Annotated in this window: 25 protein-coding genes; 6 read left to right on the top strand and 19 right to left on the bottom strand. The window is 42.6% G+C overall.

Features of this window, described 5'->3' with window-relative positions; all coding sequences use genetic code 11:
• Nucleotides 1–87: 87 nt before the first annotated feature.
• A complete protein-coding gene (locus PHI47_RS11975; RefSeq protein ID WP_299937704.1) occupies nucleotides 88–381 on the top strand; it encodes a hypothetical protein in 294 nt (97 codons plus the stop codon).
• 110 nt (nucleotides 382–491) lie between these two features.
• Here PHI47_RS11975 and PHI47_RS11970 read toward each other — a convergent pair whose 3' ends face one another.
• The 8 genes from PHI47_RS11970 to PHI47_RS11935 are packed head-to-tail and all read right to left on the bottom strand — an operon-like array spanning nucleotide 492 to nucleotide 7,224.
• Nucleotides 492–875 carry a DUF302 domain-containing protein gene (locus tag PHI47_RS11970; protein WP_299937702.1) on the bottom strand — a complete coding sequence of 128 codons (384 nt, stop codon included), beginning with the start codon at nucleotides 873–875 and terminating at the stop codon, nucleotides 492–494.
• 19 nt (nucleotides 876–894) lie between these two features.
• Nucleotides 895–3,174: a copper-translocating P-type ATPase gene (locus PHI47_RS11965; protein ID WP_299937698.1), complete on the bottom strand. Its 2,280-nt coding sequence runs from the start codon at nucleotides 3,172–3,174 to the stop codon at nucleotides 895–897.
• Nucleotides 3,175–3,187: 13 nt separating this feature from the next.
• Nucleotides 3,188–3,379, bottom strand: coding sequence for an SHOCT domain-containing protein (locus PHI47_RS11960; protein ID WP_299937695.1), 192 nt, complete (start codon nucleotides 3,377–3,379; stop codon nucleotides 3,188–3,190).
• A complete protein-coding gene (locus tag PHI47_RS11955) occupies nucleotides 3,372–3,878 on the bottom strand; it encodes a heme-binding domain-containing protein (RefSeq protein ID WP_299937692.1) in 507 nt (168 codons plus the stop codon). The genes PHI47_RS11960 and PHI47_RS11955 overlap by 8 nt, the downstream gene beginning before the upstream one ends.
• Nucleotides 3,879–3,919: 41 nt before the next feature.
• Nucleotides 3,920–5,263 (bottom strand): copper oxidase, encoded by a 1,344-nt coding sequence (locus tag PHI47_RS11950; RefSeq protein ID WP_299937689.1) that lies wholly within the window; start codon nucleotides 5,261–5,263, stop codon nucleotides 3,920–3,922.
• Complete coding sequence (locus PHI47_RS11945; RefSeq protein ID WP_299937687.1) at nucleotides 5,247–6,599, bottom strand: TolC family protein; 1,353 nt, start codon at nucleotides 6,597–6,599, stop codon at nucleotides 5,247–5,249. The genes PHI47_RS11950 and PHI47_RS11945 overlap by 17 nt, the downstream gene beginning before the upstream one ends.
• Nucleotides 6,596–6,790 carry a hypothetical protein gene (locus tag PHI47_RS11940; protein ID WP_299937684.1) on the bottom strand — a complete coding sequence of 65 codons (195 nt, stop codon included), beginning with the start codon at nucleotides 6,788–6,790 and terminating at the stop codon, nucleotides 6,596–6,598. The genes PHI47_RS11945 and PHI47_RS11940 overlap by 4 nt, the downstream gene beginning before the upstream one ends.
• A complete protein-coding gene (locus PHI47_RS11935; RefSeq protein WP_299937681.1) occupies nucleotides 6,787–7,224 on the bottom strand; it encodes a copper-binding protein in 438 nt (145 codons plus the stop codon). Before PHI47_RS11935 ends, PHI47_RS11940 begins: the two co-directional genes overlap by 4 nt.
• A gap of 632 nt (nucleotides 7,225–7,856) precedes the next feature.
• Here PHI47_RS11935 and PHI47_RS11930 point away from each other — a divergent pair.
• Nucleotides 7,857–8,006 (top strand): hypothetical protein, encoded by a 150-nt coding sequence (locus tag PHI47_RS11930; protein WP_299937675.1) that lies wholly within the window; start codon nucleotides 7,857–7,859, stop codon nucleotides 8,004–8,006.
• Nucleotides 8,007–8,109: 103 nt separating this feature from the next.
• On the opposite strand, the gene PHI47_RS11925 is transcribed toward PHI47_RS11930, so the two are convergent.
• The 11 genes from PHI47_RS11925 to PHI47_RS11875 form a co-directional block, all read right to left on the bottom strand.
• Nucleotides 8,110–11,229: a CusA/CzcA family heavy metal efflux RND transporter gene (locus PHI47_RS11925; RefSeq protein ID WP_299937672.1), complete on the bottom strand. Its 3,120-nt coding sequence runs from the start codon at nucleotides 11,227–11,229 to the stop codon at nucleotides 8,110–8,112.
• 8 nt (nucleotides 11,230–11,237) lie between these two features.
• On the bottom strand, nucleotides 11,238–12,236 hold the full coding sequence (locus PHI47_RS11920) for an efflux RND transporter periplasmic adaptor subunit (RefSeq protein WP_299937670.1): 999 nt from the start codon (nucleotides 12,234–12,236) through the stop codon (nucleotides 11,238–11,240).
• Nucleotides 12,236–13,435, bottom strand: a complete 1,200-nt coding sequence (locus PHI47_RS11915; protein WP_299937667.1) for a TolC family protein — start codon at nucleotides 13,433–13,435, stop codon at nucleotides 12,236–12,238. The genes PHI47_RS11920 and PHI47_RS11915 overlap by 1 nt, the downstream gene beginning before the upstream one ends.
• A gap of 10 nt (nucleotides 13,436–13,445) precedes the next feature.
• Nucleotides 13,446–13,826 (bottom strand): FixH family protein, encoded by a 381-nt coding sequence (locus tag PHI47_RS11910; RefSeq protein ID WP_299937666.1) that lies wholly within the window; start codon nucleotides 13,824–13,826, stop codon nucleotides 13,446–13,448.
• 212 nt (nucleotides 13,827–14,038) lie between these two features.
• Nucleotides 14,039–17,107 (bottom strand): CusA/CzcA family heavy metal efflux RND transporter, encoded by a 3,069-nt coding sequence (locus PHI47_RS11905; RefSeq protein ID WP_299937665.1) that lies wholly within the window; start codon nucleotides 17,105–17,107, stop codon nucleotides 14,039–14,041.
• Nucleotides 17,108–17,117: 10 nt separating this feature from the next.
• Nucleotides 17,118–18,206 (bottom strand): efflux RND transporter periplasmic adaptor subunit, encoded by a 1,089-nt coding sequence (locus PHI47_RS11900; protein ID WP_299937662.1) that lies wholly within the window; start codon nucleotides 18,204–18,206, stop codon nucleotides 17,118–17,120.
• The gene (locus PHI47_RS11895; RefSeq protein WP_299937659.1) at nucleotides 18,199–19,347 is read right to left on the bottom strand and encodes a TolC family protein; all 1,149 of its coding nucleotides are present in this window, start codon (nucleotides 19,345–19,347) and stop codon (nucleotides 18,199–18,201) included. The genes PHI47_RS11900 and PHI47_RS11895 overlap by 8 nt, the downstream gene beginning before the upstream one ends.
• Complete coding sequence (locus PHI47_RS11890; protein ID WP_299937657.1) at nucleotides 19,344–19,667, bottom strand: hypothetical protein; 324 nt, start codon at nucleotides 19,665–19,667, stop codon at nucleotides 19,344–19,346. Before PHI47_RS11890 ends, PHI47_RS11895 begins: the two co-directional genes overlap by 4 nt.
• A 77-nt stretch (nucleotides 19,668–19,744) precedes the next feature.
• On the bottom strand, nucleotides 19,745–20,053 hold the full coding sequence (locus PHI47_RS11885) for a hypothetical protein (protein ID WP_299937655.1): 309 nt from the start codon (nucleotides 20,051–20,053) through the stop codon (nucleotides 19,745–19,747).
• 16 nt (nucleotides 20,054–20,069) lie between these two features.
• Complete coding sequence (locus PHI47_RS11880; protein ID WP_299937652.1) at nucleotides 20,070–20,453, bottom strand: DUF302 domain-containing protein; 384 nt, start codon at nucleotides 20,451–20,453, stop codon at nucleotides 20,070–20,072.
• Entirely contained in the window at nucleotides 20,443–21,570 is a 1,128-nt protein-coding gene (locus tag PHI47_RS11875) for an SO_0444 family Cu/Zn efflux transporter (RefSeq protein ID WP_299937650.1), read from the bottom strand. Before PHI47_RS11875 ends, PHI47_RS11880 begins: the two co-directional genes overlap by 11 nt.
• An 85-nt stretch (nucleotides 21,571–21,655) precedes the next feature.
• On the opposite strand from PHI47_RS11875, the gene PHI47_RS11870 reads away from it, so the two are divergent.
• From PHI47_RS11870 to PHI47_RS11855, 4 genes are all read left to right on the top strand, one after another.
• Nucleotides 21,656–21,964 (top strand): metalloregulator ArsR/SmtB family transcription factor, encoded by a 309-nt coding sequence (locus tag PHI47_RS11870; RefSeq protein WP_299937648.1) that lies wholly within the window; start codon nucleotides 21,656–21,658, stop codon nucleotides 21,962–21,964.
• A gap of 167 nt (nucleotides 21,965–22,131) precedes the next feature.
• A complete protein-coding gene (locus PHI47_RS11865; RefSeq protein ID WP_299937645.1) occupies nucleotides 22,132–22,362 on the top strand; it encodes an addiction module protein in 231 nt (76 codons plus the stop codon).
• Entirely contained in the window at nucleotides 22,362–22,652 is a 291-nt protein-coding gene (locus tag PHI47_RS11860) for a type II toxin-antitoxin system RelE/ParE family toxin (protein ID WP_299937643.1), read from the top strand. Before PHI47_RS11865 ends, PHI47_RS11860 begins: the two co-directional genes overlap by 1 nt.
• A 131-nt stretch (nucleotides 22,653–22,783) precedes the next feature.
• Nucleotides 22,784–23,374: a recombinase family protein gene (locus tag PHI47_RS11855; RefSeq protein WP_299937641.1), complete on the top strand. Its 591-nt coding sequence runs from the start codon at nucleotides 22,784–22,786 to the stop codon at nucleotides 23,372–23,374.
• The last annotated feature ends 34 nt before the right edge of the window (nucleotides 23,375–23,408 follow it).

Raw genomic sequence — 23,408 nt, 5'->3', positions numbered from 1 at the left:
TTTGCCTGCTTAAAGAGATTTCACAAGCGCCTTATATTGGATTGCATATCTCTTTTTAATGGAAATGAGTCTTGAAAATGGAACTCTATGAACTCTGCCTTACAAACTAATCACTTCAAAAAAGCGGTCTTTTGGGTCGCCCTGCTCAATTTTGCCTATTTTTGGGTCGAATACGGTGTAGCTCTTCAAATCGGTTCCGTATCGCTATTTGCCGATTCTATCGATTTTTTAGAAGATGCTGCGGTCAATTTGTTGATTCTTATTGCCATAGGATGGAGTCTCCATCGACGTGTACAGGTCGGTATGGCATTGTCCGCTATTATTGGGTATAAACCTACAAATAGGTTTTTTTCCCTATGCGATTTCAGAGTCTTGAACTAATTTTTGTAAATCAAACAATACACTTACATCGAACTCAAATGGGTTCATTTATCCGTTACTATTTACAATATGCAATTTTGATAACAATATGGGTCTTACCAAAATCAGGGTCATTTCCAACTCCCAAGTAATTTTTTTAGGTTACTGAAAATATTTTTCATATGACTTTTAAATTCACTATCAAGGTCAAAGCTATCTAATATCTCATCAATACCAATTGTGCTTAACACAGTGGCTCCATCTCGTTCATATAAAGAAATACGGCAAGGTAAATAAACAGAAACTTCCGGGTGTGTCTTTAATGCAGCTTGCGCAGCAACAGGATTGCAAAGTTCAAAAACAAAAATATCTCTTTCAATCGGATATCCTTTTTCTTGGAGTATTTCTTTAAAACTGTATTCTTTTAAAATACCAAAACCCACCTCTTTAGCTTTACTTCCCATCTCTTCTTTAATTATGGCAATACTTTCTTGTGATGTAATCGTATAGAGCATTTTATATCCTTTTTCCAGATTAAATTTTAATATTTTTAAGACGCAAAGCATTGAGGATTACCGATACAGAGCTGAAACTCATGGCAGCAGCCGCAATAACCGGAGAGAGTAATATCCCAAAAAATGGGTAAAGGACACCGGCAGCAATGGGGATACCCGCAATGTTATAGATAAATGCAAAAAAGAGGTTTTGTCGAATATTTTTCATCGTGGCACGACTGAGTTTTAATACTTTGACTATCCCCGTTAAATCACCTTTGATTAACGTCACACCGGCACTTTCTATAGCGACGTCCGTACCTGTTCCCATAGCAATTCCTACATCGGCTTGTGCCAATGCGGGCGCGTCATTGATTCCATCCCCTGCCATGGCAACTATTGCGCCGTTTGCTTGCAATTGTTGAATCACATTTGCTTTTCCATCAGGCATAATATTGGAATATACGTCCTCGATGAAGAGTTTTCGTGCAACTGCATTGGCCGTATTTTCATTGTCTCCACTGAGCATTACCACTTTGATCCCCTGAGCTTGTAGCTCTTTGATGGCTTCTATAGAGGTAGGTTTAATTGGATCTTCTATGGCGATTAGGGCGCAAAATTGCGACTCTACAGCCATAAAGATGACCCCTTTCCCTTCATTACGTAAAATATCGGCGTTTTGTGTGATGGTGTGTGTTGAGATGCCTAAGCTTTGTAAAAAAGGCTCACTGCCTAGTACGATTTTTTTAGTATCAATGGTGCCTTCGATACCTTTGCCGGTAATGGAATTAAAATCAGCAACTTCAGTAAGCGCTACTTCCATGGTTTTAGCGTGTTCAATCACAGCATCCGCCAAAGGGTGTTCGCTCGCACGTTCCAAACTTGCCGCATAGCGAATAAGCTCTTTTTCATCAAAACCATTCACTGTGATAAAACTGGTCACTTTGGGTTTGCCTTGGGTTAGCGTACCCGTTTTATCGACCACGAGCGTATTGACTTTTTCCATGGTTTCCAAGGTTTTGGCATCTTTGATCAAAATTCCCATGAGAGCTGCGCGTCCTGTACCCACCATGATTGAAATTGGCGTAGCCAGTCCCAGTGCACAGGGACAGGCAATAATTAATACCGCAACAGCTGCGACAACCGCGTACGCTAAGCGGGGTTCAGGTCCAAAAAAATACCATCCGATAAAAGATAGCACGGCAGATAGCACAACTGCCGGTACAAAATAGCCCGATATAGTATCGGCTAGTTTTTGAATCGGAGCGCGTGAACGCTGAGCGAGGGCAACCATCTGGACGATTTGCGCCAACATGGTATCACTACCTACTCGTTGCGCTTGCATTATCAGTGTCCCATTTTTATTGAGTGTTGCACCGATTAGGGAGTCTCCGGTACTTTTTGGAACCAGTATCGGTTCTCCTGTTATCATCGATTCATTAAGATTACTTTGTCCATCTAAGACCACACCGTCAATGGGGATTTTTTCACCCGGTTTGATTCTCAGTTTATCACCAACGTGAATCAATTCAAGACTGACATCCTCTTCATTACCATTTTCATCAATGATACGATGTGCTTGTTTGGGTGCAAGGTTTAACAGTGTTTTGATCGCGCTGTTGGTTTTACTGCGTGCATTTTGCTCTAACACCTGTCCTAAAAGTACTAAAGTGGTAATTACAGCTGCAGCTTCAAAATAAACATGAACCATCCCCTCTTTGGTTTGCATAAGGGGTGGAAATATTGCAGGTAAAAAAAGTGCAACAAGACTGTAAAGATAAGCTGCGCCGACACCAAGAGCAATAAGGGTAAACATGTTTAAATTCCATGTCTTAACCGAATTATACCCTCGAAGAAAAAAAGGCCAGCCACCCCAAAGAACAACCGGAGTGGCTAAAAGAAATTCAAACCACTGAACGCTTTGCATACTAATAGCATCAGGCAGTAATTTCGGAGCCAAATCAGCTATCATAGCAACGATAAAAACAGGCAGGGATAGGATTGTACTGATCCAAAACCGTTTTGTCATGTAATCCAGTTCAGTAGTATCATCAACCGCTTCAAGCATCATAGGTTCTAACGCCATACCGCACTTGGGGCAGCTTCCGGGATGATCTTGTATGATTTCAGGATGCATGGGGCAGGTATACTGCGTGCTGATACTTTGAGTTGTCTCTATTTCTTTTTCTAAAGCCATACCACATTTTGGACATGCTCCAGAGTGATCTTGACGAATTTTTGGATGCATGGGACACGTATAAATAGCATTTTTGCTATTAGCTTCATCCTTTTTACAGCAGCTATGTTTATTAATATCCATAATACGCCTCCGATTATTTTTCTAGATCAGCTTTTTTTATTTTATACTCTGTATCATCAATCTCGCCATTAGCATACCGCTTATCCAGTATATCTTGGGCTGATTGCTCTTCTTTATTATTATTTATAACGTATAAGATTAGAATGATGACAAGCAGTACAATTAACCACCCAAATCCCATTTCATGTATACTATATTCATTCATTATGAACTCCCTTTAAGGTTGCTATAGAATTTTTACTCCACGTGACAATAGTTTGCTTCTCACTCTCACTTAAACGAGAATCCCAATGTCCAAGAACATAGCGAAGTGGTGGCATATCACCCTCAATAGTAACTTTTTTTATACTCTCTAAATCTTTCAACGGTGTTGCATGAGAAATAAAAGGGAAGTTTTTACTCATATCCAGATGCTTTTTTGCCTCTTTGACATCATAATCAATCATCTGTTTAATACCTGGAACCTTATAATACCAAGGGTATTGTGTTGTATTTCCATGACAGTCAAAACATTTTTTTTCAATAATAGGTTTTATGCTTTTAATGTATTCACTATTAATAGTTTCATATGCGTGTACTGTCTGATTAGAAACCATTTCTTTACTTTTCATTTCATCATGATGATCCCCATGACCAAACACAATAGCTGGAAGAAATAAGCTTATTGACAGTAAAGCGATTGTCCTATTTTTTAAAAGTTTCATTTCATATCCCTTATTTCATCTAGTAAATTATCTCTAGCAGATTAACGTTCACTTTTTCTTGCAACGGTCCCTTGTGGATGCTTATACCAACCCGGATCGGAGTAATCGCCTTTCGGTTGATCTTTACGCACTTTTACCAACGTAAACATTCCCCCCATTTCGATGGGGCCAAAAGGTCCAGTGCCTGTCATCATAGGTAGAGTATTTTCAGGCAATGCCATTCCCATATTTTCCATCTCTTGCATCTCTGCCATCCCGTTTTTCCCCATAGGCATATACATATAATCGGGCATGAGGTCACTGATTTTTTCGGTTAAATCGTCTTGTTTTACCCCTAGCATATTGGGGACGCTGTGCCCCATTGGTCCCATGGTATGATGCGCTTTATGGCAATGAATCGACCAGTCTCCCTCATATTTTGCCGTAAACTCTATGGCTCGCATTTGTCCCACTGCAACATCCGTAGTCACTTCGGGCCAACGGGCACTTTTTGGTACCCATCCGCCATCGCTACATGTCACCTCAAACGTATGCCCATGCATATGAATTGGATGATTGGTCATCGTGAGATTGCCCACGCGGATACGGACGCGATCCCCAACAGCAACATTCATGCTGTCAATCGAAGGGAACGTGCGAGAGTTGAATGTCCAGAGATTGAACTCGGTCATCGTGCTGGGATTGGGGGTATATGTCCCTGCTGCCACATCGTAACTGGCGAGCAAAAAGCAAAAATCTCTATCTACAGCGTGCTCTTTTGGATTTTTGGGATGGATAATAAACATTCCCATCGCTCCCATCGCCATTTGCACCATCTCATCGGCATGGGGATGATACATAAACGTTCCGCTTTGTACTAATGTAAACTCGTAAATGAATGTTTCTCCGGGTGCTATTTGAGGTTGAGTAAGCCCTCCTACTCCGTCCATGCCATTAGGTAATATCAGTCCGTGCCAATGGATCGTCGTATGCTCGGGAAGTTTATTGGTCACGATTAGCCGTACCCGATCTCCCTCCACCGCTTCGATCGTAGGTCCTGGAGAGGTACCATTGTATCCCCAACAGTTCACTACCATCCCAGGAGAAAATTCACGTACTACAGGTTCAGCAATAAGATGAAACTCTTTTACTCCTTCTTTCATCTCATATGGTAATGTCCATCCATTGAGAGTAACAACAGGATTATAGTTTTTTCCTTTTTTTGAAGTAATGATTGTGGATGGTGACAAAACACGTTTCGGGTCTTTGACGAGCGTGAGTTGTCTATTTTTGGGAGGTATTTCACAATGATTTTTTTCCTCTGCTTGTGCATTGCCAGCAAGAGCTGCCGATGCCAATAATGTAGCACCTAATCCTAAAAAATCTCGTCTATTTGTCTGTTGCATTGACATCTCCTCCTAATACATACTCTAAATCGGCTTGTTCTTTTTGATACATTCCAATCGCAGTAATTGATTCCATTCGTGCCTCGCCATAACGACGCTGATCTTCGAGAAGTTCATAAATACCGTCCAACATACCGTTATAAAACAGCTGTGTCTCCTCTAGGATTTGCTTATTCGCAGGAACAATTACCTCCTGAGTTTCATGCGCTCGCTCAAAAGCATAATGGGATGTAGCGTACTCTTCACGCACTTCAGAACGAATATTTACCGCCACTTCATACAGACGATGAACTTTTTGGTTGTACATCGCTTGCGTTTTGCCAACACGTCCTTGTCCAAAATCAAAAATCGGGATGGGGATCTTGATTCCAAAGGTATTGAAACGATCAGCATCGGTTGTTTTTTCACTTTCAGCCGAGAGTTCTACTTCGCTTAATAATCGCGTATTTTTCGCATATCCCGCTTCTGAAGCAGCATAATCAACGGCTTTTATCGCGGCACTCATATCCAGACGATGTTCAATCGCATATCTTTCCAATCCTTCTGGAGATTGTAAAGGGATAGAAATATCTAAAGGCTTTGACTCAATGCTATAGCGTGTTTGACTGCCATACACACCAAGAAGTCGATTGAGTGCTTCCCTAGCACGTGCATTTTCTTGGTTCAACCGCATTGATTCAAGTCGTGCATGAGAATAGGTATCTTGAATTTTCAAAAAACTTCGCTTTGAGAGATTGCCTACCGTATATTGACGAATTGCCAACTGTACCGAGGCTTCGTATGATTTGAGCTGACTCTCATAAAGTACCACTTGTTCTTGTGCCACACGTGCATCAATAAAGCTTTTTTTGACGTCACGAGCCGTTTTGAGAACCTCATTACCTACATGTGCTTTGGTCTCTTCCAACGCCAGTCCACCTAGTTCTCTACGAAGTGGTATCCATAGCAAATCTAAAAATGCCACATCAAGGGTCACCTTCGTTGTCGTAACACTACCACCGCGTCCAACCGAATAACCAAGTAACGGGTTGCTCATCAATCCCGCTTGCACCAATTCACTCTGAGAAATTCCGATTTGCTCATACGTTTGTTGTAATGAACGATTATTGATTAATGCGATTCGAACAGCATTTTCTTGACTAAGAGGGGATGAAAGAAGGGTATTTACACTCTCATTGACACTATCTGCTTCTTTTTGTGTTTTGATCCATTGAAGATTTTCAATGCCACGCGTAGAGGTTTCTTTCTTTACCCCATCAAAAACCTCATTTTGAGAAACAGTCGAACATCCAAAAAAAGCCAAAGTCGTTAAGGATATAGAGATCGCTTTTATCATTTTGCACTACCTAGTTTGGTCGTGTTTTGATCCTCTTTTTGGATGTCTACTTCTTCGTAGAGATTAACAGGCTTGGCTATGGGGATATAGACAGTTTTTCCTTCAGCAACATTGGGTGAAACAGGTGCTATGTCCTGTGCATTAAGTGCCGACATCCCTATAATAAGTAAGAGAGTGACGCTGCGATTCATTGCTTCTTCATCCGCACAATGACATTTTTCCCATCTTTTTGAATAAATTCAAAATCAACCTTATCTCCCACTTTGAGAGGATGGGTTAATTCATGATCGACCACCTCAAAAGGCATATTCATAGCAGGCCATTTAAGGGCTGAAATCGGATCGTGAAAAATTTGAAGGTTTTCGTGGTTATCGGCAATCTGCTTCACTGTACCACTCGCATGGATAGTTGCAGTAGAGACTACGTTAGAAGATGAAGAGTGATCATGCTTTTTATTGCCCATATTCATTCCCTTGTTCATATCCATACCTTTGTCCATCTTCATGTCCATATCATTGCACTTTTCCATATTCATGCCTTTGCTATCGTTCATATCCATTCCCCAAATCGCTGGGCTAAGTGTCAATGCTGCAAAACATACAGCGCTCAGAATTTTTGTTTTCATTATAAATCCCCTATGTAATAATTAAAAGCAGTTTATCAGAAACACTGCAAAAATCATTTAATCAAATAATAACAATGTTAATACTTTTTTTATTCTGGCGTATTGTCTGAATTAAACTACGTATTAAAACATCATATTTACCAGTCATCCTTGTGCCCGTGTGATAATCTAACATGCTAAATCAATAATCTAATCTTTACGCTTATAGAGCTGTAATAGGTTGTAAAAGATGAAAAAGCGATGATATTGATAATTTTCATAGTGATTTCTTTGTATTTTTTTTTACATAGGTATGCTGATGAAGTGTTCGTAGACTAAAGATTAGATTCTAACTCTAAAAATGACTCAATTTATTGGAGGCTGGTAAAAAACATTCTTTTTTAAACAATCACAAGAAATGCTGTACATTAATATATGTGTAATTGTAAATCAAAGAATTAAAAAGACTTTATTCTTACATACGTAATAATTTTAAGCAAACTTTAAAGCGCATAGGGAAAAAAGTCCCTTTGTAGGTTTACACCCACTTTCTTGCAAGCGTTGGTGAGGCAAAAGAGATTCTTGGTAAGACAAAAAAACCATCACGCTCATTTATGATTGATGAACCGGATGCCAAGTCTATACGAGCACGATTGCAACTTACCCAAGATGAATTTGCAGGACTTTTAAATATCAGTGTAAACACACTAAGAAACTGGAAACAGGCACGTCGCAAACCTGAAGGTCCTGCACTTGTATTGCTTGGGATTGCAGCTACTCATCCGGAAGTGTTTGCCCATTAAGCGCTTAGTGCACCTGACGGGGCTAGAAAACTAGAATTAAGTCTTATTAAAGGATCGGTGTCCGCTTTGGTACAGATTTTTATTTGTACCCATAATGTCTCCCTTATAAAAGTGGTTCACCTCGTTGTAATTTTCTCTGCATCACCATCTGATACAAAATCGGTATCAATATAAGACTGACCACCGCCGATGTGACGATACCGCCGATCATCGGAGCAGCAATTCTCTGCATCACTTCGCTCCCCACACCGTGGTTAACCATAATCGGAAACAGCCCCGCGAGGATCGCAAAAACCGTCATCAGTTTCGGACGTACCCGTTTGACCGCCCCCTCATAAATCGCCTCATTAAGCGCTGCGCGGTCCATAACGACGCCTCCACGGATACGGGTCTCGATACTTTCATGCAGATAAACGATCATCACAATCGCCGTCTCCGCCGCTACCCCGAGCAGTGCCAAAAATCCGACGATAACAGCGACACTGATATTAAATTGCAGCCATTTGAGATAGAGAACACCGCCCAAAAGGGCAAACGGTAGCATCGAGAGGACGATGATCGTCGAGACCCACTCACGCAACGCCAAATAAATAAGCACTATAATCAGCACTATCACGGCAGGGACGATCCACATCAGGGTATTGAGCGCCGATTCGAGATATTCGCTCTGCCCCGCCCACTCATAGGTGTACCCCTCTGGGAGTTTGATCGAAGCGAGCTGTTTTTGCGCCTCTGCTTTATACGCCGTGGCACTTATCCCCTCTTTCGGAGTGATGTAGACATAGGCTACGGGACGCGCTTTTTCACTCTTGATCATCGCCGCACTTTCGCGATAATTGATATGTGCAAAGGTCGATAGCGGAGCAAATCCGAGCGGTGTTTTGATCAGAATGGAGCGAATCGATTCGAGAGAGGTGCGTTCATCCTCCTCGAGGCGAAGATTGACGCTGTAGCGCTCACGACCTTTGTACATCGTCGAGAGTCCCATCCCTCCGATCGCAGCAGAGGTGTAATCGAGCAGCGATTCTTTGCGGAGGTTGTAGCGTGCCAATGCCGCTTCGTCGATGTCGATATCGATATAGTATCCGCTGTCGCTGCGATCAGCGAAAACGCTCTGGGTAGAGGGGAGCTGCTGCAGGCGGCTTTCGATTTCGCGCGCCGTTTTTTGCAAGGTCGGCAAATCATCCCCGTAGAGTTTGATCCCCAGCGGGGTGCGGATACCGCTGAGGAGCATATCAATCCGCCCACGGATCGGATAGGTCCATGAGTTGACCAGTCCCGGAACCTGCAAGGCACTATCCAGTTCTTGCTGCAGTTTTGCGGTTGTCATCCCCTCTCGCCACTTATCTTTGGGTTTAAGGGTGATAATCGTCTCGATCATCCCTAGTGGAGCTGGATCGGTCGCGCTCTCCGCCCGACCCCCTTTACCGAATACACTCTCTACTTCAGGAAAGCTTTTGATCACCGAATCGGTATATTGGGTCAGCTGTTTGCTCTGATCGATACTGACACCGCTTTGGGTAACGGGCATGTACATCAGTGTCTGTTCATCCATCATCGGCATAAACTCCCATCCCAAAGAGCGATAAACATACGCCGTATACCCTAAGGCGATAATAACCAGAATCATGAGCAGATAGCGGAACTTCATCGAGGCGAGGAGTATCGGATGGTAGAGCCAGATAAAAAAACGGCTCACCGGATTGGCCTGCTCTGAGAGGATACGCCCCCGCACGATCATAAAAATTAGTACCGGAACGAGGGTCACCGAGAGCAATGCCCCTACCCCCATCGCAAAACTTTTGGTAAACGCCAGAGGGGTAAACAATAACCCTTCCTGCCCCTGAAGAGCAAAAATAGGGAGGAACGATACGACGACGAGAGCCAGTGCAAAAAAGATCGGGCGCCCCACCATCTTCGAAGAGTAGAGGACGGCATCAAGGCGCTGTGCAGTGGTGAGCGTCCCCAACTCGCTTTCACGCTGGAGTAGAACTTTATGGGCATTTTCGATCATGATAATCGACGCATCCACCATCGTCCCCACCGCGATGGCGATCCCTCCGAGCGACATAATGTTCGATCCGATCCCGAATAGTTTCATCAATAAAAACGTGATCGCGATGGTGAGCGGCAAGACGATCAACACAATCAGCGCACTGCGCAGATGAAGTAAAAAAAGGGCAATTACCGCGATAACGATCAGGCTTTCATGCTCAAGAGTCGTCGTGAGGGTAGCAATGGCGGCTTGGATAAGGTTGGAGCGGTCATATACGGGGATCACCTCTACCCCCTCAACATGGATCGAGTCAAGTTTGTCCCGTATCCGCTGAATGACACGGTAGACGTCTTCGCCGTATCGAACGATGACGATCCCGCCGACCGTCTCTCCTTGACCATTCAGATCGGCATAGCCGCGACGGTTTTCAGGAACTTTTTCTATGCGGGCAATCTGGGAAAAAAAGATAGGTACTCCGCCGCGCGTTGCGATAACAAGCTTTTCGATCGAGTCGATGTTTTGCAGATACCCTTTGGCCTGCACCATCCACTCATACCCGTTTTGGACAACGATCCTCCCTCCGACGTCGTTGTTGTTTCCTTTGATCGCTGCGGCGACTTCGCTGACACTGAGGTTATAGCGTACCAGTGCATCATTGTTCAGCGTCACTTGATAGGTCGGGACGAAACCCCCTACCGAGGCAACCTCGCTGACCCCAGAAACCCCCTGAAGCGCATAGCGGTAGGTGTAGTCCTGCAGAGTCCGCAGTTCGGCGATATTTTTGGTTTTGGATACGAGTGCGTACTCATATACCCAGCCTACCCCCGATGCATCCGGCCCGAGAGAGACTTCGAGCGATTTTGGAAGTTGCGATTGCAAGGTCGAGAGCTGTTCGAGCACCCGTGATCGTGCCCAATAAAGATCGACGCCATCTTTAAAAATGATGTAAATCAGGCCGTTTTCATACCCCGAAAATCCCCGAACCGTTTTGATATTTGGAAGAGAAAGCAGTTGACGCACAAGCGGATAGGTTCCCTGCGCTTCTATAATCTCAGGGCTCTGCCCTTTCCATTTGAGCTGCAAAATAACCTGCGGAGGGGAGAGATCGGGGATAGCATCGAGCGGAGTGTGCCGTATTGCCCAAACGGATAACAGGCTCAGCACAATAGCCACCGCTATAACCCAGTATCGGAACCGTAAACTCCATTCTATCAAACGCTCTATCATGACATATCCTAAAAATTCCCGTTGATCTGGGCATCCGAATCGATCATAAAGAGGGCATTGGCGACTACTTCATCCCCATCAACCAATCCTGAGCGAACCTCATAACGATCATTTCCGACCGGAACCACATTCACCTCGACCGGCTCGTATTCCCCCTCGTATTCCCCTTTTTTGAAGCAGAACCATTTCCCTTTTTTTCGGATCACGGCAGTACGCGGCACGATCAATGCAGCTTTTGACTGAATGATCGGTGTGATAGCCGCATACATCCCCGGAAACAGTTTCCCGCTCGGATTGGAGAGGTTCAATCGCATCGTCAATGTCGATTCGGCCGGATTCGTGTTTGGATAGATTTTTCCCCGCTTGGCATACAGTGGTCGCTCGAACCCCGTTACACGGATTTCGTAAGAGTCCACTTTTTGAAGCGCTTCGAGCTGTTCGGGAGGAAATCGCATCTCCAGCCAGATCGGGTCGAGTCTGACAATCCGAAACAACGGCTGCATCGCACTAAAGGCTGAACCTTTGTCAATCTTTTTCTCGAAAATATAGCCGGAGACGGGAGAGCGGACGGTCGTAGTGGAACCCACCGTCCCCGTTTTTTCGATAGCCGTTATCTCCGACATCGGAACACCCAGATAGATCAGCCGCTCTTTCGTACTCTGAACCATCCCTGGATTGGGACGGATAGCGTTGTATTTGAGAGAACTGAGATACTCATCCTTCGCCTGCAGCACTTCGGGGCTGTAGACCTCGGCGATCACCTCCCCTTTGGAAATGTGCTGATAGGTCTCGGTGGCTCGGAGCTTTTCAACATACCCACCGAAACGAAGTGTAATGATCGATTCTTGAGATTCATCCGCTCTGATATAGCCGAAGTTTTTCCCCACATTTACTGTGGCGTCGGCACGTTTGACTTTTACCGTCGTCACATTGAACTGTTGGATAATCGGAGCAGGTTTGCCCCATAAAACCGCCCCCGCCAACACCATCGCTAAAAAATATTTCATTACTCTTTCCCTACCAATAGATCAAGTTCCGCTTGAGCGCGGTAGAAAGTGGCAACTGAACGCGACTGCTGTAATTCCAGCTGCAGTTTTTGCTTGAGCAGTTCAGTAAAACGGAACAGATCCTCGCCGTTGCGGATCGAGGCTTCGGAGAGCTCGAACATGTGGTTAAGCTGCGGAAGGCTCTCATCATGGATTACTTTCCATACCTCGGATGCTTTGCGCATTTCCGCATATTTTTGGCGCATTGAGGCTTCCAGCTGCAGATAGGCCGCCTCTTTGTCACGGCTCCGCTCCAGTACCTTTTCACGGTTAATCTGCTCTTTCACCGACTCTGTTCCGTACACGGGTAGCGGAATATTGACACCGACACTCCAGAAGTCATTAAACGCCTCACGGCGGCTGTATCCTGCCTGCACCGTCACATCGGGATAGGCATCGAGCTGAGATTGGCGCAGCTGTACCCCTGCTGATTTTAACTGAGCATCTTTGGCACGGTATCCGAAGTTATTTTCCAGCGATTTTTTATACGACTCGATCGGTTCGATCTGCCCCATATTTAAATCGACGTCTACCTTCTCGATCCGTTTTGCACACAACTGCGAAAGGTTTGCATAAGATCGTTCCTTCTCCTGAGCCAAATCAGCCTGAATGATTTTGATCTGAGAAAGATCCATCTGCGAGGACATAATCCCCATGTGCCGTCCTGCAGCGGCAGAAGATGAGAGAGCCGTATAGAGTTCGCCGTTTTGACGGACTATTATCTCAAAATTGCTGTATATCCGCTCCTCCTCACCAATCTGCCAAAGACGGTAGACCTCTTTTTTGATCTCACTTGAGAGTAATGCCCTAGATTGGCTCAGTGATAGTCCGGCAAAAGTTTCTTGCGCCTGTGCATCCTCATAACGAAGATCCCTTTTTCCGGCGAACGGCAATTTTTGCTGTAAAGAGAGGGTTGTAAACTGCATCGGCTCAATCGAGCGGTTAGTAATGTCCTGTGTCTGGATATCATTTACCTGCAGCTGCAATGAGGGATTGTCCAAATTCTTCGATATCTCTTTTTGAAATCGGCTCTCTTCAACCCGAGCCTGCGCACTGATAAGAGAGGGATTGTTTTGCAATGCCTCACGGATGAGGACATCGATACTCTCGGCGTAGCTTAGTGCTGTGATAACCGACAGTGCAAGTGCAACTTTGATCATCGCCCGATTCCTAGAGGCTCAACGATGTTTTAAGACGGTATTTTTTTCCCTCTTTCGTGGTTACAAAAATATGAAACTGCCATGTTCCGCCCATATCGAGATTAACGGATGTTTTATAGACACCGTGCCCCTGAGCGACGGCTTTTGCTTTTGATTCCATCACTGGCATTCCCGGCATGGATGGCATAAAGGCTTTCACCTCTACCCCTGCATTATCGAGTGGCATATTTTGCTGATTCAAGGTAATCATGACAGCATTGCTTCCGACGATCAGAGCCTTGTCAGAACTGACCACCGCTTTGATATTTTGTGATGATGTACTTTGTTCCCACGCCGAACCGAATGCCAACGAAGCGAACAACATACTAAGAAGGATAAATTTGAATTTCATTATAGACTCCTCTGATAACATTTTATTATTATAACACTATATGTGAGCGATGAGTGTAAACGCAGTATTAATAGGGTACAAATAAGAATCTGCTTATTTATGTGGTAGATTACTGTGGTTTAGACAGCACTTATATTGCATGAAGGATTTACTTACATGACTTAAAAAGTAATCTTTATGCAATACTTATAATACCAATCAAATAACGGGCTTCATTTTTGTGAAATAGCCGATTCTTTCCGATAAAAAATCCAGTAAGCCGATGGCAAAATCATCAGTGTCAAAAATGTTGAACTGATAATTCCTCCTGTTACAACGATAGCAAGAGGATAATGAATTTCACTTCCCACACCCGTTGCAAAAAGTAAAGGTAAAATACCGAGCAATGCGGTAGAAGCAGTCATGAGTACCGGACGAAGACGTAAAAGAGTAGCATTTTTAATGACTTCTTTGAGTTCAACATCGGGAAATTTGGCACGCATTTCATCGATGAAACTCACCAAAACAATTCCGTTCAGTACCGCAATGGCAAAAATGGCGATAAACCCGACAATCGCCGATACCGATAGATAGACACCGCTGATAACCAACGCAAATATCGCCCCGATCAATCCAAACGGGACATTAAGTAAAATCAACCCCGCTTTTGACAATGAATTGAACGCCATGTACAACAGCAAAACGATCACCAACAGAGTAATCGGGATAATAATCATGAGCTTTTGAGTCGCTTCTTGCATGTTTTTAAAATCCCCTGCCCAACCGATGTAATACCCATCCGGTAAATCAACGCTTTGTGTGATTTTGGCATCGGCTTCTTTGACGAACGACGCAATATCGCGACCTTCGACATCGAGAGAAATGACAAGGTAGCGACTCATGTTTTCCCGTTTAATAAACGATGAACCTTGTACCGTATCAATACGACACACATCTTCCAAATTAATCACATTGCCATCGTGTGATCGAATCGGAATATTTTTAATCGTTTCGATATCGATTTTAGCATCTTTGATTTTTGGAACGATACCGTAACGGCGTACACCTTCAATCATGTAGGTCGCCGGTTCTTCACCGATGCCGTAACGAATCACATCCATGATTTCTTCAACACTGATTCCATAACGAGCTAGTGCTTGATAATCTGGTTCTATTTTAATTTGAGCCTGACCCAGTTGCGATTCAACTTCCATTCCTTGAATACCCTTCATGGAACCAATATTCTTTTGAATATCCGTAGCAACCCTATCAAGTACTTTTTGATCTTCGCCATACACCTTAATGGCGAGCTCAGCCTTAACTCCTTCCAGTAGTTCTTCAATGCGCATACCGATGGGTTGAGTAGGTGTAAACTGCACGTACGTAAACTCTTTGTCCAGCTCTGTATCAATCTCTTTGGAGAGTTTTTCGTAATTGCCAATTTCAGGTTTGAGAATCAACAATACCTCAAAATAGTTGGCTTGCGCCGTTTCCCCTTTTTCACTTCGTCCGATCATGGAAAGAACGGATTGAACTTTATCCCCATGATGTTTGAGAATAAATTTTTCTATCTTCTGCGCAGTATCGGTTGATTGAGACAATCCCGTACCCGGAATAGCAGTGACGCGGTACATAATCGACTCTTCATTGAGTTTGGGCATAAATTCTCGCCCCTGTTGACTCAAAAGTGCCACTGAAACGAAGAAAAGCAGTGCAACTCCGATGAGCAATGCTTTGGCATGCGATAACGCATAATTTAGCATGGGGGTATAGCGTTTTTTAATGGCACGCATAACACTGTTGTCGTGATGGGATGTGGGTTTAAGCAAAAATGTTGCCAGTACCGGAACCAAGATTAGAGCAACCGCAAGCGATCCCAGCATCACAAAGGTAATATTAAGAGCCATGGGGACATAAAGTTTTCCCGCCAAACCATCCAAACTCAATAGCGGTATAAATACGATGGCGATGATTAAAATGGCAAAGGTAACCGGGGTTGATACCTCTTTAGCCGCTCCTGCTATTACTTCAAACCTCGAAGCATCAGGATGATCGTGAAGTTTTCGAAAGCTGTTTTCAACAATAACAACCGTACCGTCTACGATCATTCCCACCGCAATGGCAAGTCCACTCAAACTCATCAGATTGGCGCTAAGACCGTAATAATCCATCAGTAAAAATGCAATCAATAGCGATACAGGAAGCGAGAGGATAACGATAAAAGCCGAGCGCAATTCAAACAAAAATAAGAACAGAACAATCCCTACTAATACCATACCGGTCATTAGTGCTATATCCATTGTCTCAACCGCTTTTTTTGTGATTTCCGTCCGGTCGTATAACAACTTGATACTTACACCTTTTGGTAAAGCTGAATTAACTGTAGCGGTTTTCGCTTTGAGCTGTTGAACAACCTCTGCTGCATTCGTCCCAGCCCGTTGCAATACCATCCCCATAACGGCTTCATGTCCATCAAGCGATACGGCACCGGATCGTGGCGATGTCCCCTCTTTGACTTCGGCAACATCATTGATCGTGATCGATTCGCCTTTTAATGCTTTGATAGGAGTATTGCGTACATCATCCAATGAGCTATAAAGTCCTACACCACGGATAAGGTATTGTTCCTTATTAAACTCCAAATACTGCCCACCTGCGGCGGTATTGCTTTTTTCCAGAGCTTGAACGACCTCTTCGTAAGTGATTCCAAAATCTTGAAGTTTATGGGTATCAATTTCAACGTCATATTGTTTTTCATGACCGCCCCATCCTGTGACTTCTTCTACTCCTGAAACTCCTTTATACAAAGGGGCAACGATGTACTCTTGCATCTGGCGCAGTTCACTGAGACTAAAACGACCGGTTTTGTCATAGATTTGATACCAAAAGACTTGTCCCAAACCGGTTGTATTGGGTCCAATAACAGGTTTGCCCCACCCTTGCGGTATATTAACACTATTGAGGCGTTCGTTGACCAACTGGCGTAAAAAGTAAATATCCATATTATCATCAAAGAAGACTGATACATATGACAATCCGAAAATAGAGTTGGACATAACCGTTTTAACACCCGCCATTCCTGAGAGTGAGGATTCAATCGGATAAGTAATCAGCTTTTCAATATCTTCGGCGGAATTACCCGGGCTTTCAGTATAAATCACCACCTGTTTAGGGGTAATATCAGGAAAGGCATCCACGGGGATTGTCTGATAGGAACGTATTCCCGATACAACAATCCCGATAAATACCACTAAAACGAGCATACGATATTTGAGTGCACTATCGATTAATTTATCTATCATCGTTGCTCCCTTATTCCTCGCCAATAGCTGATTTCAACAGCATTGATTTAACGTAATAGCTTTTATCGCTAACGTAGCGTTCACCGGCATTCAACCCTTTAATGGCGATATATTGGTCGTCTTTAGCAATGATTTCTACCACTCTCGCTTCATAGGGGGCTTTTTCTTCCTCATGCTCATCGTTCTTTTCTTTTTTTACGTGCGCTTTAGTAACAGTAGGGACAAAAACAACCCATTCGTTTTGAAAAAAGGTAAGTGCCGATTTTTTCACAGCGAGGTAGTTTTTATCTTTTTGGGTATAGATGGTTGCCCCGACATACTGATTCAAATACAAGGATGAAGATTTATCCAGCGAAGCCAATGCGCTGATTCGCTGAGTTGCTTCATCAATACTCGGCAATACACGATTAATTTGTCCATATATCACAGAGGGTGTATTACTTTTCACCAAAACCTTTTGTCCCTTCTGCACCTGTGCCGAATATTTGAGAGGGATAAAACATTGCAAATAAAACGCATCGGCGTTGATAATGGTTGCCATCACTTTCTCGTCTTTGATAAATGCACCCACCGGTTCAAGAATCTCACCGATTCGTCCTGATGCAGACGCATAGACATAGTGAGAATTGCCGTTATTTTTTAGTGATGAGGGGTTGACGTTAGAGCCTTTGAGCTGGACTTCGATCCCTTTGATTTGAGATAACAGTGCATCCCGCTCAATTTGTTTTGTCGTCATCTCCTGCCGTGAGAGCATACCTCGTTCATACAACGCTTTATCGGATTGAAAATTTTTATCGAAATGGGTGTATTGGGTTTTTAACGACTGATAATCGATGGAAAGTTTGGAGAGGGCAACCGAACGCAAGCATGCGATTTTATCCCCCTTTTTAACCGCATCACCGACACGGACGTAATATTCTTCGATGTACCCTTCCAGCGACGTTGTAATAGCATATTGATCATTCTTTTGCACAATTACTTTGGCGTTTACGTCAATTGTGGCACCAAATGGTCGTGTTTGTACGGTATCGGTCGGTATTTGCACTGCACCAAATAGTGCTACAGAAAAAAATAATGCGCTCAGTGATATTTTATTCATTGTAAGCTCCCTGAAGGTAGTTGTATTCGATAGTAGAACGATTAATTTGTGATTGGAGAGAAATGATCTCTTCTTGGGTCGCAATACGGCGATTTTTGATCTCATAGAGTTCTAAAAGATTAACATTAGCAATCGCATAGGCATCCTGATACATCCCCAAGAGTTCTTGGGCATTTTTAAGATTTTCTCTGCGTTGTTGCAAAAGTGTTTCAAGAGATGTAATCTCTTTCATCAAACTCTTTTTTCGAAGCCCAAGACGGTCATTTTGCGCTTTGAAAAACAGTGCGTTTTGGCGTATTTGAAGTTCTTGAATCGATTTTTCTTCGCGCTTCGTATTGAAAATCGGTAAAGGGATCGAAACTCCTGCACGGTAAATATTTTGATCGGGCTCTTTTTCGTATTCTCCAAATACCCCAATTGATTCGATGATATGAGTTTCGAGTTTTGCCTGCGATGCTTTAAGGTCATTTTCCGATGTCAATAACGCTAAATCAGGATTTGATTTCTCATCCCCAAGACGAATGAAGTTATTATCCGCGTCAATTGTTATTTCTTCACTAAACCCAGCGTATTCACGTAACGCGTCATAGCTTTTTACCGCTTCTTTTTGGGATTCAGCGCGATTGGAGAGAGCATCGAAATACGCAACATCGGCTTGGAGCATTAGTGCCTTAGATAAAGTGCCATTAGCATAGCGTGCTTTAGAGACATCATTAATGTTTTGAGCAATTTTCAATTCTTCGTTGGCAAGATTCAATAATTTTTGATTTTGCGCGTAATCGACATACAAAAGTGAAAGCTCTTTGATAAAGCGGGATCGCTCAACCGCAACATTGGCTTTGGCATTGCTTGATAACGATCTGGCAATGCGTTCTTTGTCTTCACCTACACCCCATATACGAACCGGTTGATTGAGTCCAAACCGATAGCCATTATCGGACTTAAATCGGGATCTTTCCACTTCGAGAGTAGGATTTTCATAACGGGTCAGTTTACTTCCTTCAAGTATGGCTTGATCAGTTCTTAATGCTGAAGCATTCAAATAGGGACTTTTTTCGATAGCCTGTTCTAAAAAAAGATCAAAACTCTCTGCCATAACTGCCGCTGAATACAGCGACAAAGAAAGAATAAGCTTAATCATTTTTTTTCTTTTTTCAGGAAGGCACCGTCGAGAGCATTGACTTCCAAACGATAATTCGCAGTGCGTACATCGTAGTAGAGGATTCTACCTCTATGGGTTAATTTTTTACTGGTAATTTCTTCTCCGGTCTCTTTTTGAACCAAGTCTGCTAATTGCTTTTCATCAACTTTATGAATTCGGTGCATTTCCTGTTTGGCTTGAAGCTGTACGGAAGGGCGAGCGTTAGAGGTGTGAATCGACATATGTTCCTGTACGGTCATTTCCGCTGATTGAGCGTGTAATGCAAAAATTAATGTGCTAAGTGCGAATAATATTTTCATGACTAATCCTTTTATACTGTTAATAATTTGCCAAAAAGGCTGTTTTAATGATTATTGTTTTTTGAAAAATAGAAAAATTAAGCGGCTATCGGGGGACGAAAATTAGAAGGGGGATTATGGCTGATATAATACTCAGAGTTATAAATCGACGCAAACGTATGGCTCTCAAATTCGACAAGTTGTGTCTGAGCAGGGAGAATAAAGCTGATATGAAACATATATCGAATATCGCATAAATCCCCACAATGCGTAGGTTGAGAAAATTCTTGAACATATTGTTGGATGCTACAATGATCTTTCTCATTGGCTTCAATAACAAAATCATTCACAATTGAGAAGCTAAAGGAGAGCAATAGCAGTATTGTCCAAAAATTACGTTTTTTCATGATGGATGATTATATACTATTCCCAACTGTTTATCAATGCCTGAAGTTTGCTAAAAAGTCCTGTCATATGGCTTTTAATGGTTTCTTCAAGATTGAAATTATGCACTATATCTTCCATACCTATGGTGCTTATGACTGTTTGACCATTATCATCATATATAGAGATGCGACAAGGAAGAAAAATAGATACTTCCGGATGCAAACCAAGAATGGCTTGTGCCCCGCTGGGATTGCATAGCTCGAATACGGTAATATCTCTCTCAATCGGAAAGCCTTTTTCATGTAGAAGATCTTTAAAATTATACTCTTTGAGCACACCGAATCCATACTCTTTTGCTTTTGATGTCATTTGCTCTTTAATCGCACCAATCGAATGCTTTGTCTCGTGCTTATAAATCATTGTTCTTGTCTCCTGTATTTTTGATTTTACTAGGTCTAATATAGGGCTTCGCGATGAAATAGAGCACAAATCCCCATAAAATTGTACTGCTTATCCACTCGATCAATCCGGGGTTTTCATCGATATGGATAATCTCGTTGACATTAACACCATCTAACAAATAGTCCAATCCAAAACCAAATAGAATACTTCCAATACCGATGGTCACCAAATAAATAGTGAGGATTTGAGTACCCATCATTTTTTTGACAACGCCGATTGTCACCGTATTGGTTGCAGGTCCGGCTGAGAGAAAGACAAAAGCGGCTCCGGGTGAAACACCTGCGAGCATAAGCCCCGCCGCAATAGGTAAAGAAGCTGTTGCACACACATACATCGGTATCGCAATCGCAACGACGATTAGATAAGAGATCCAATGATAGGTAATCAATATGTCGCTTAAATTTTTGGGAATTGCCACCGTTATCAATGCACCGATAATGAGTCCAAACAATAGTGGCTTGGCGATATCACGCAGCAAAGTCACAAACGCATAGTGCATCGCACCGATAAAGGAAAAACGTTTTTTCGCTTTGGGTTGACCGCACCCACAATCACCGGCAGAACAATTTTCATTATTAGGTAATGCACTAACTAAAACCGTGGATGGATTAACCGGCTTTGAGTGTGCCATAGTGAACAATGGTTGAGAGTTTTTTGATTCACCGGGAGCTTTCAGATTAGTAATTATTCCTGCTATCATAGAGATAATAATGGACGTAACAACTCTGTAAATTGTAAAAGCCCAGCCAAATATTCCATAGGTAGCGAGAATAGAATCGACTCCGGTTATGGGGGTAGAAATCAAAAAAGAGAGCGTTGCCCCGTTACTTGCACCATTTTTTTTGATAGAAGCGGCTAACGGGATCACCCCACAAGAGCACACGGGTAAAGGGATACCAAATAAGGTAGCTTTGATTACGGAAGCGATAGAGTCCTTTCCTAGATGTTTGGAAACCAATGTTTCAGGTACCATTTCATGTAAGATTCCAGCGAAGAGCAGACCGAAGAGGATATAAAAAGCCATTGCATTGCTCAAAGCTACTATAGCATCAATGAAAAGAACAATATCTTCCATAAATAACCTCTTCTTACGTTATAATCATATAACTTTAATGTTATATAACGAGATTGTTATATAAAAAGACTTAGAAGAAGGTTAGATGGAAAGATTGGTTCAATTATCAAAAATATTTAGCGATATTAATCGGTTGAAAATACTAATTTTTCTTTTAAGAGACAAAAGAGTGTGTGTATGTGAGATTTGTGACACGTTAGAGCTTTCACAGCCGCTCGTATCCCGACATCTTAAGCAAATGCGCGAAGCCGGTATTCTTGAATCAATACAAGAAGGAAAATGGGTGATTTATTCTTTAATTGAAAATCCTGATTCTACTTTACTATGTTGGATTGAAGAAGCACGTAAACAGATAGCTTTCTTGCCCCAACTGATTACGTGCAATAGCAAATAGGGTCTAAAATCTACAAAGAAATTCTTCCCTTATACTGTCAACTTTTTAAAATATAGAAAAACAAGTGTTTTCCGTATGCTTTTCAAATCAGCTCTTTCTACAAAAGAATTTTTGCTTCATATTCTAATGTGCGTTATAATAATGTCAGAACAAAAAAGGAGGTCTTCATGATCGCTTTAAACGCAAATCAGTTATTGGCAGAAGTCGATTCAATGCCTCTTGATCTTAAGACCAAATTGATCGATAAGCTTTTGCGCAGTCTTACTCCTCATTCAGAAAGTATTGATGCTTTGTGGAAACAAGAAATTGACAAGCGCGTTGATTCCATCGAATCAGGCACAGTATTACTGGTAGATGGGAATGAAGTCTTTCAAAAAATACAAAAACGCTTTGCTTGATGACATTTCGATTCCATCCTGACGCCGAACTCGAATTAAATGTTGCAATTGATTATTATGAAGAGTGCCAGGAACATTTGGGATTGGAATTTGCTCAAGAGATTTATGTAACCATCCATCGAATCATTGATTTCCCAAATGCTTGGCAACCCATGACCTCTAAAACGAGACGTTGTTTAACCAATCGGTTCCCTTTTGGAGTTATTTATCAAATCATCGACAATGAAATTATTATCATTGCAATCATGCACCAAAATCAAAAACCTTTTTACTGGAAAAATCGCCCATAAAGCTCAATCTAGTGTTTTTCGTACACTCTGCCCTACCCTGTTTTTAAAGCCAAAAAAGCTGTGATATTCCATACAAAAAACACTGTCGGAATGATATAATAGTCGGATACTAAAATTTGAGGTTTTCCGGCATGCTAATAGGATATATGCGAGTATCGACTGACGGTGATCGACAAAGTACTGATCTTCAACGTGATGCATTGATGAGTGCCAACGTAGATGAAAGGAATATTTTCGAAGATAAAGCTTCGGGTTCTAAAGATGATCGAGTTGGTTTAGCTCAAGCATTAGAATATGTTAAAGAGGGAGATGTACTGGTCGTTTGGAAACTTGATCGTTTAGGACGCTCCCTGCCCCACTTGATCGAAATCATTTCGCATCTAAAATCCAAAGGTGTCGGGTTTAAATCTTTGACTGAGGGTATGGATACTTCCAGTCCGTCAGGAGAACTGCTCTTTCATGTATTTGGAGCATTGGCACAGTTCGAGCGCTCGCTTATACAGGAACGTGTTAATGCTGGATTAGCAGCGGCGCGAAAAAGAGGACGTATCGGTGGACGGCCACGAGCGATTGCTCAAGAAAAGATGGATGCTATTTTAGAAGCTTTAAATAACGGGATGTCCAAAGCGGCAGTGTGTCGAACATTTGAAGTCAAACGGTCGACGTTGATTGATACACTTAAAAGGTCTAGTGAATTAAATGACTGTTCAGTTATAAAATAATTTGACACTTATCACTATAAAACACTATCCATAA

The organism is Sulfuricurvum sp., assembly GCF_028713855.1.
Taxonomy (GTDB): domain Bacteria; phylum Campylobacterota; class Campylobacteria; order Campylobacterales; family Sulfurimonadaceae; genus Sulfuricurvum.
Note: the sequence above shows the minus strand (reverse complement) of the source record. Positions and strands in the feature narration are given on the sequence as shown.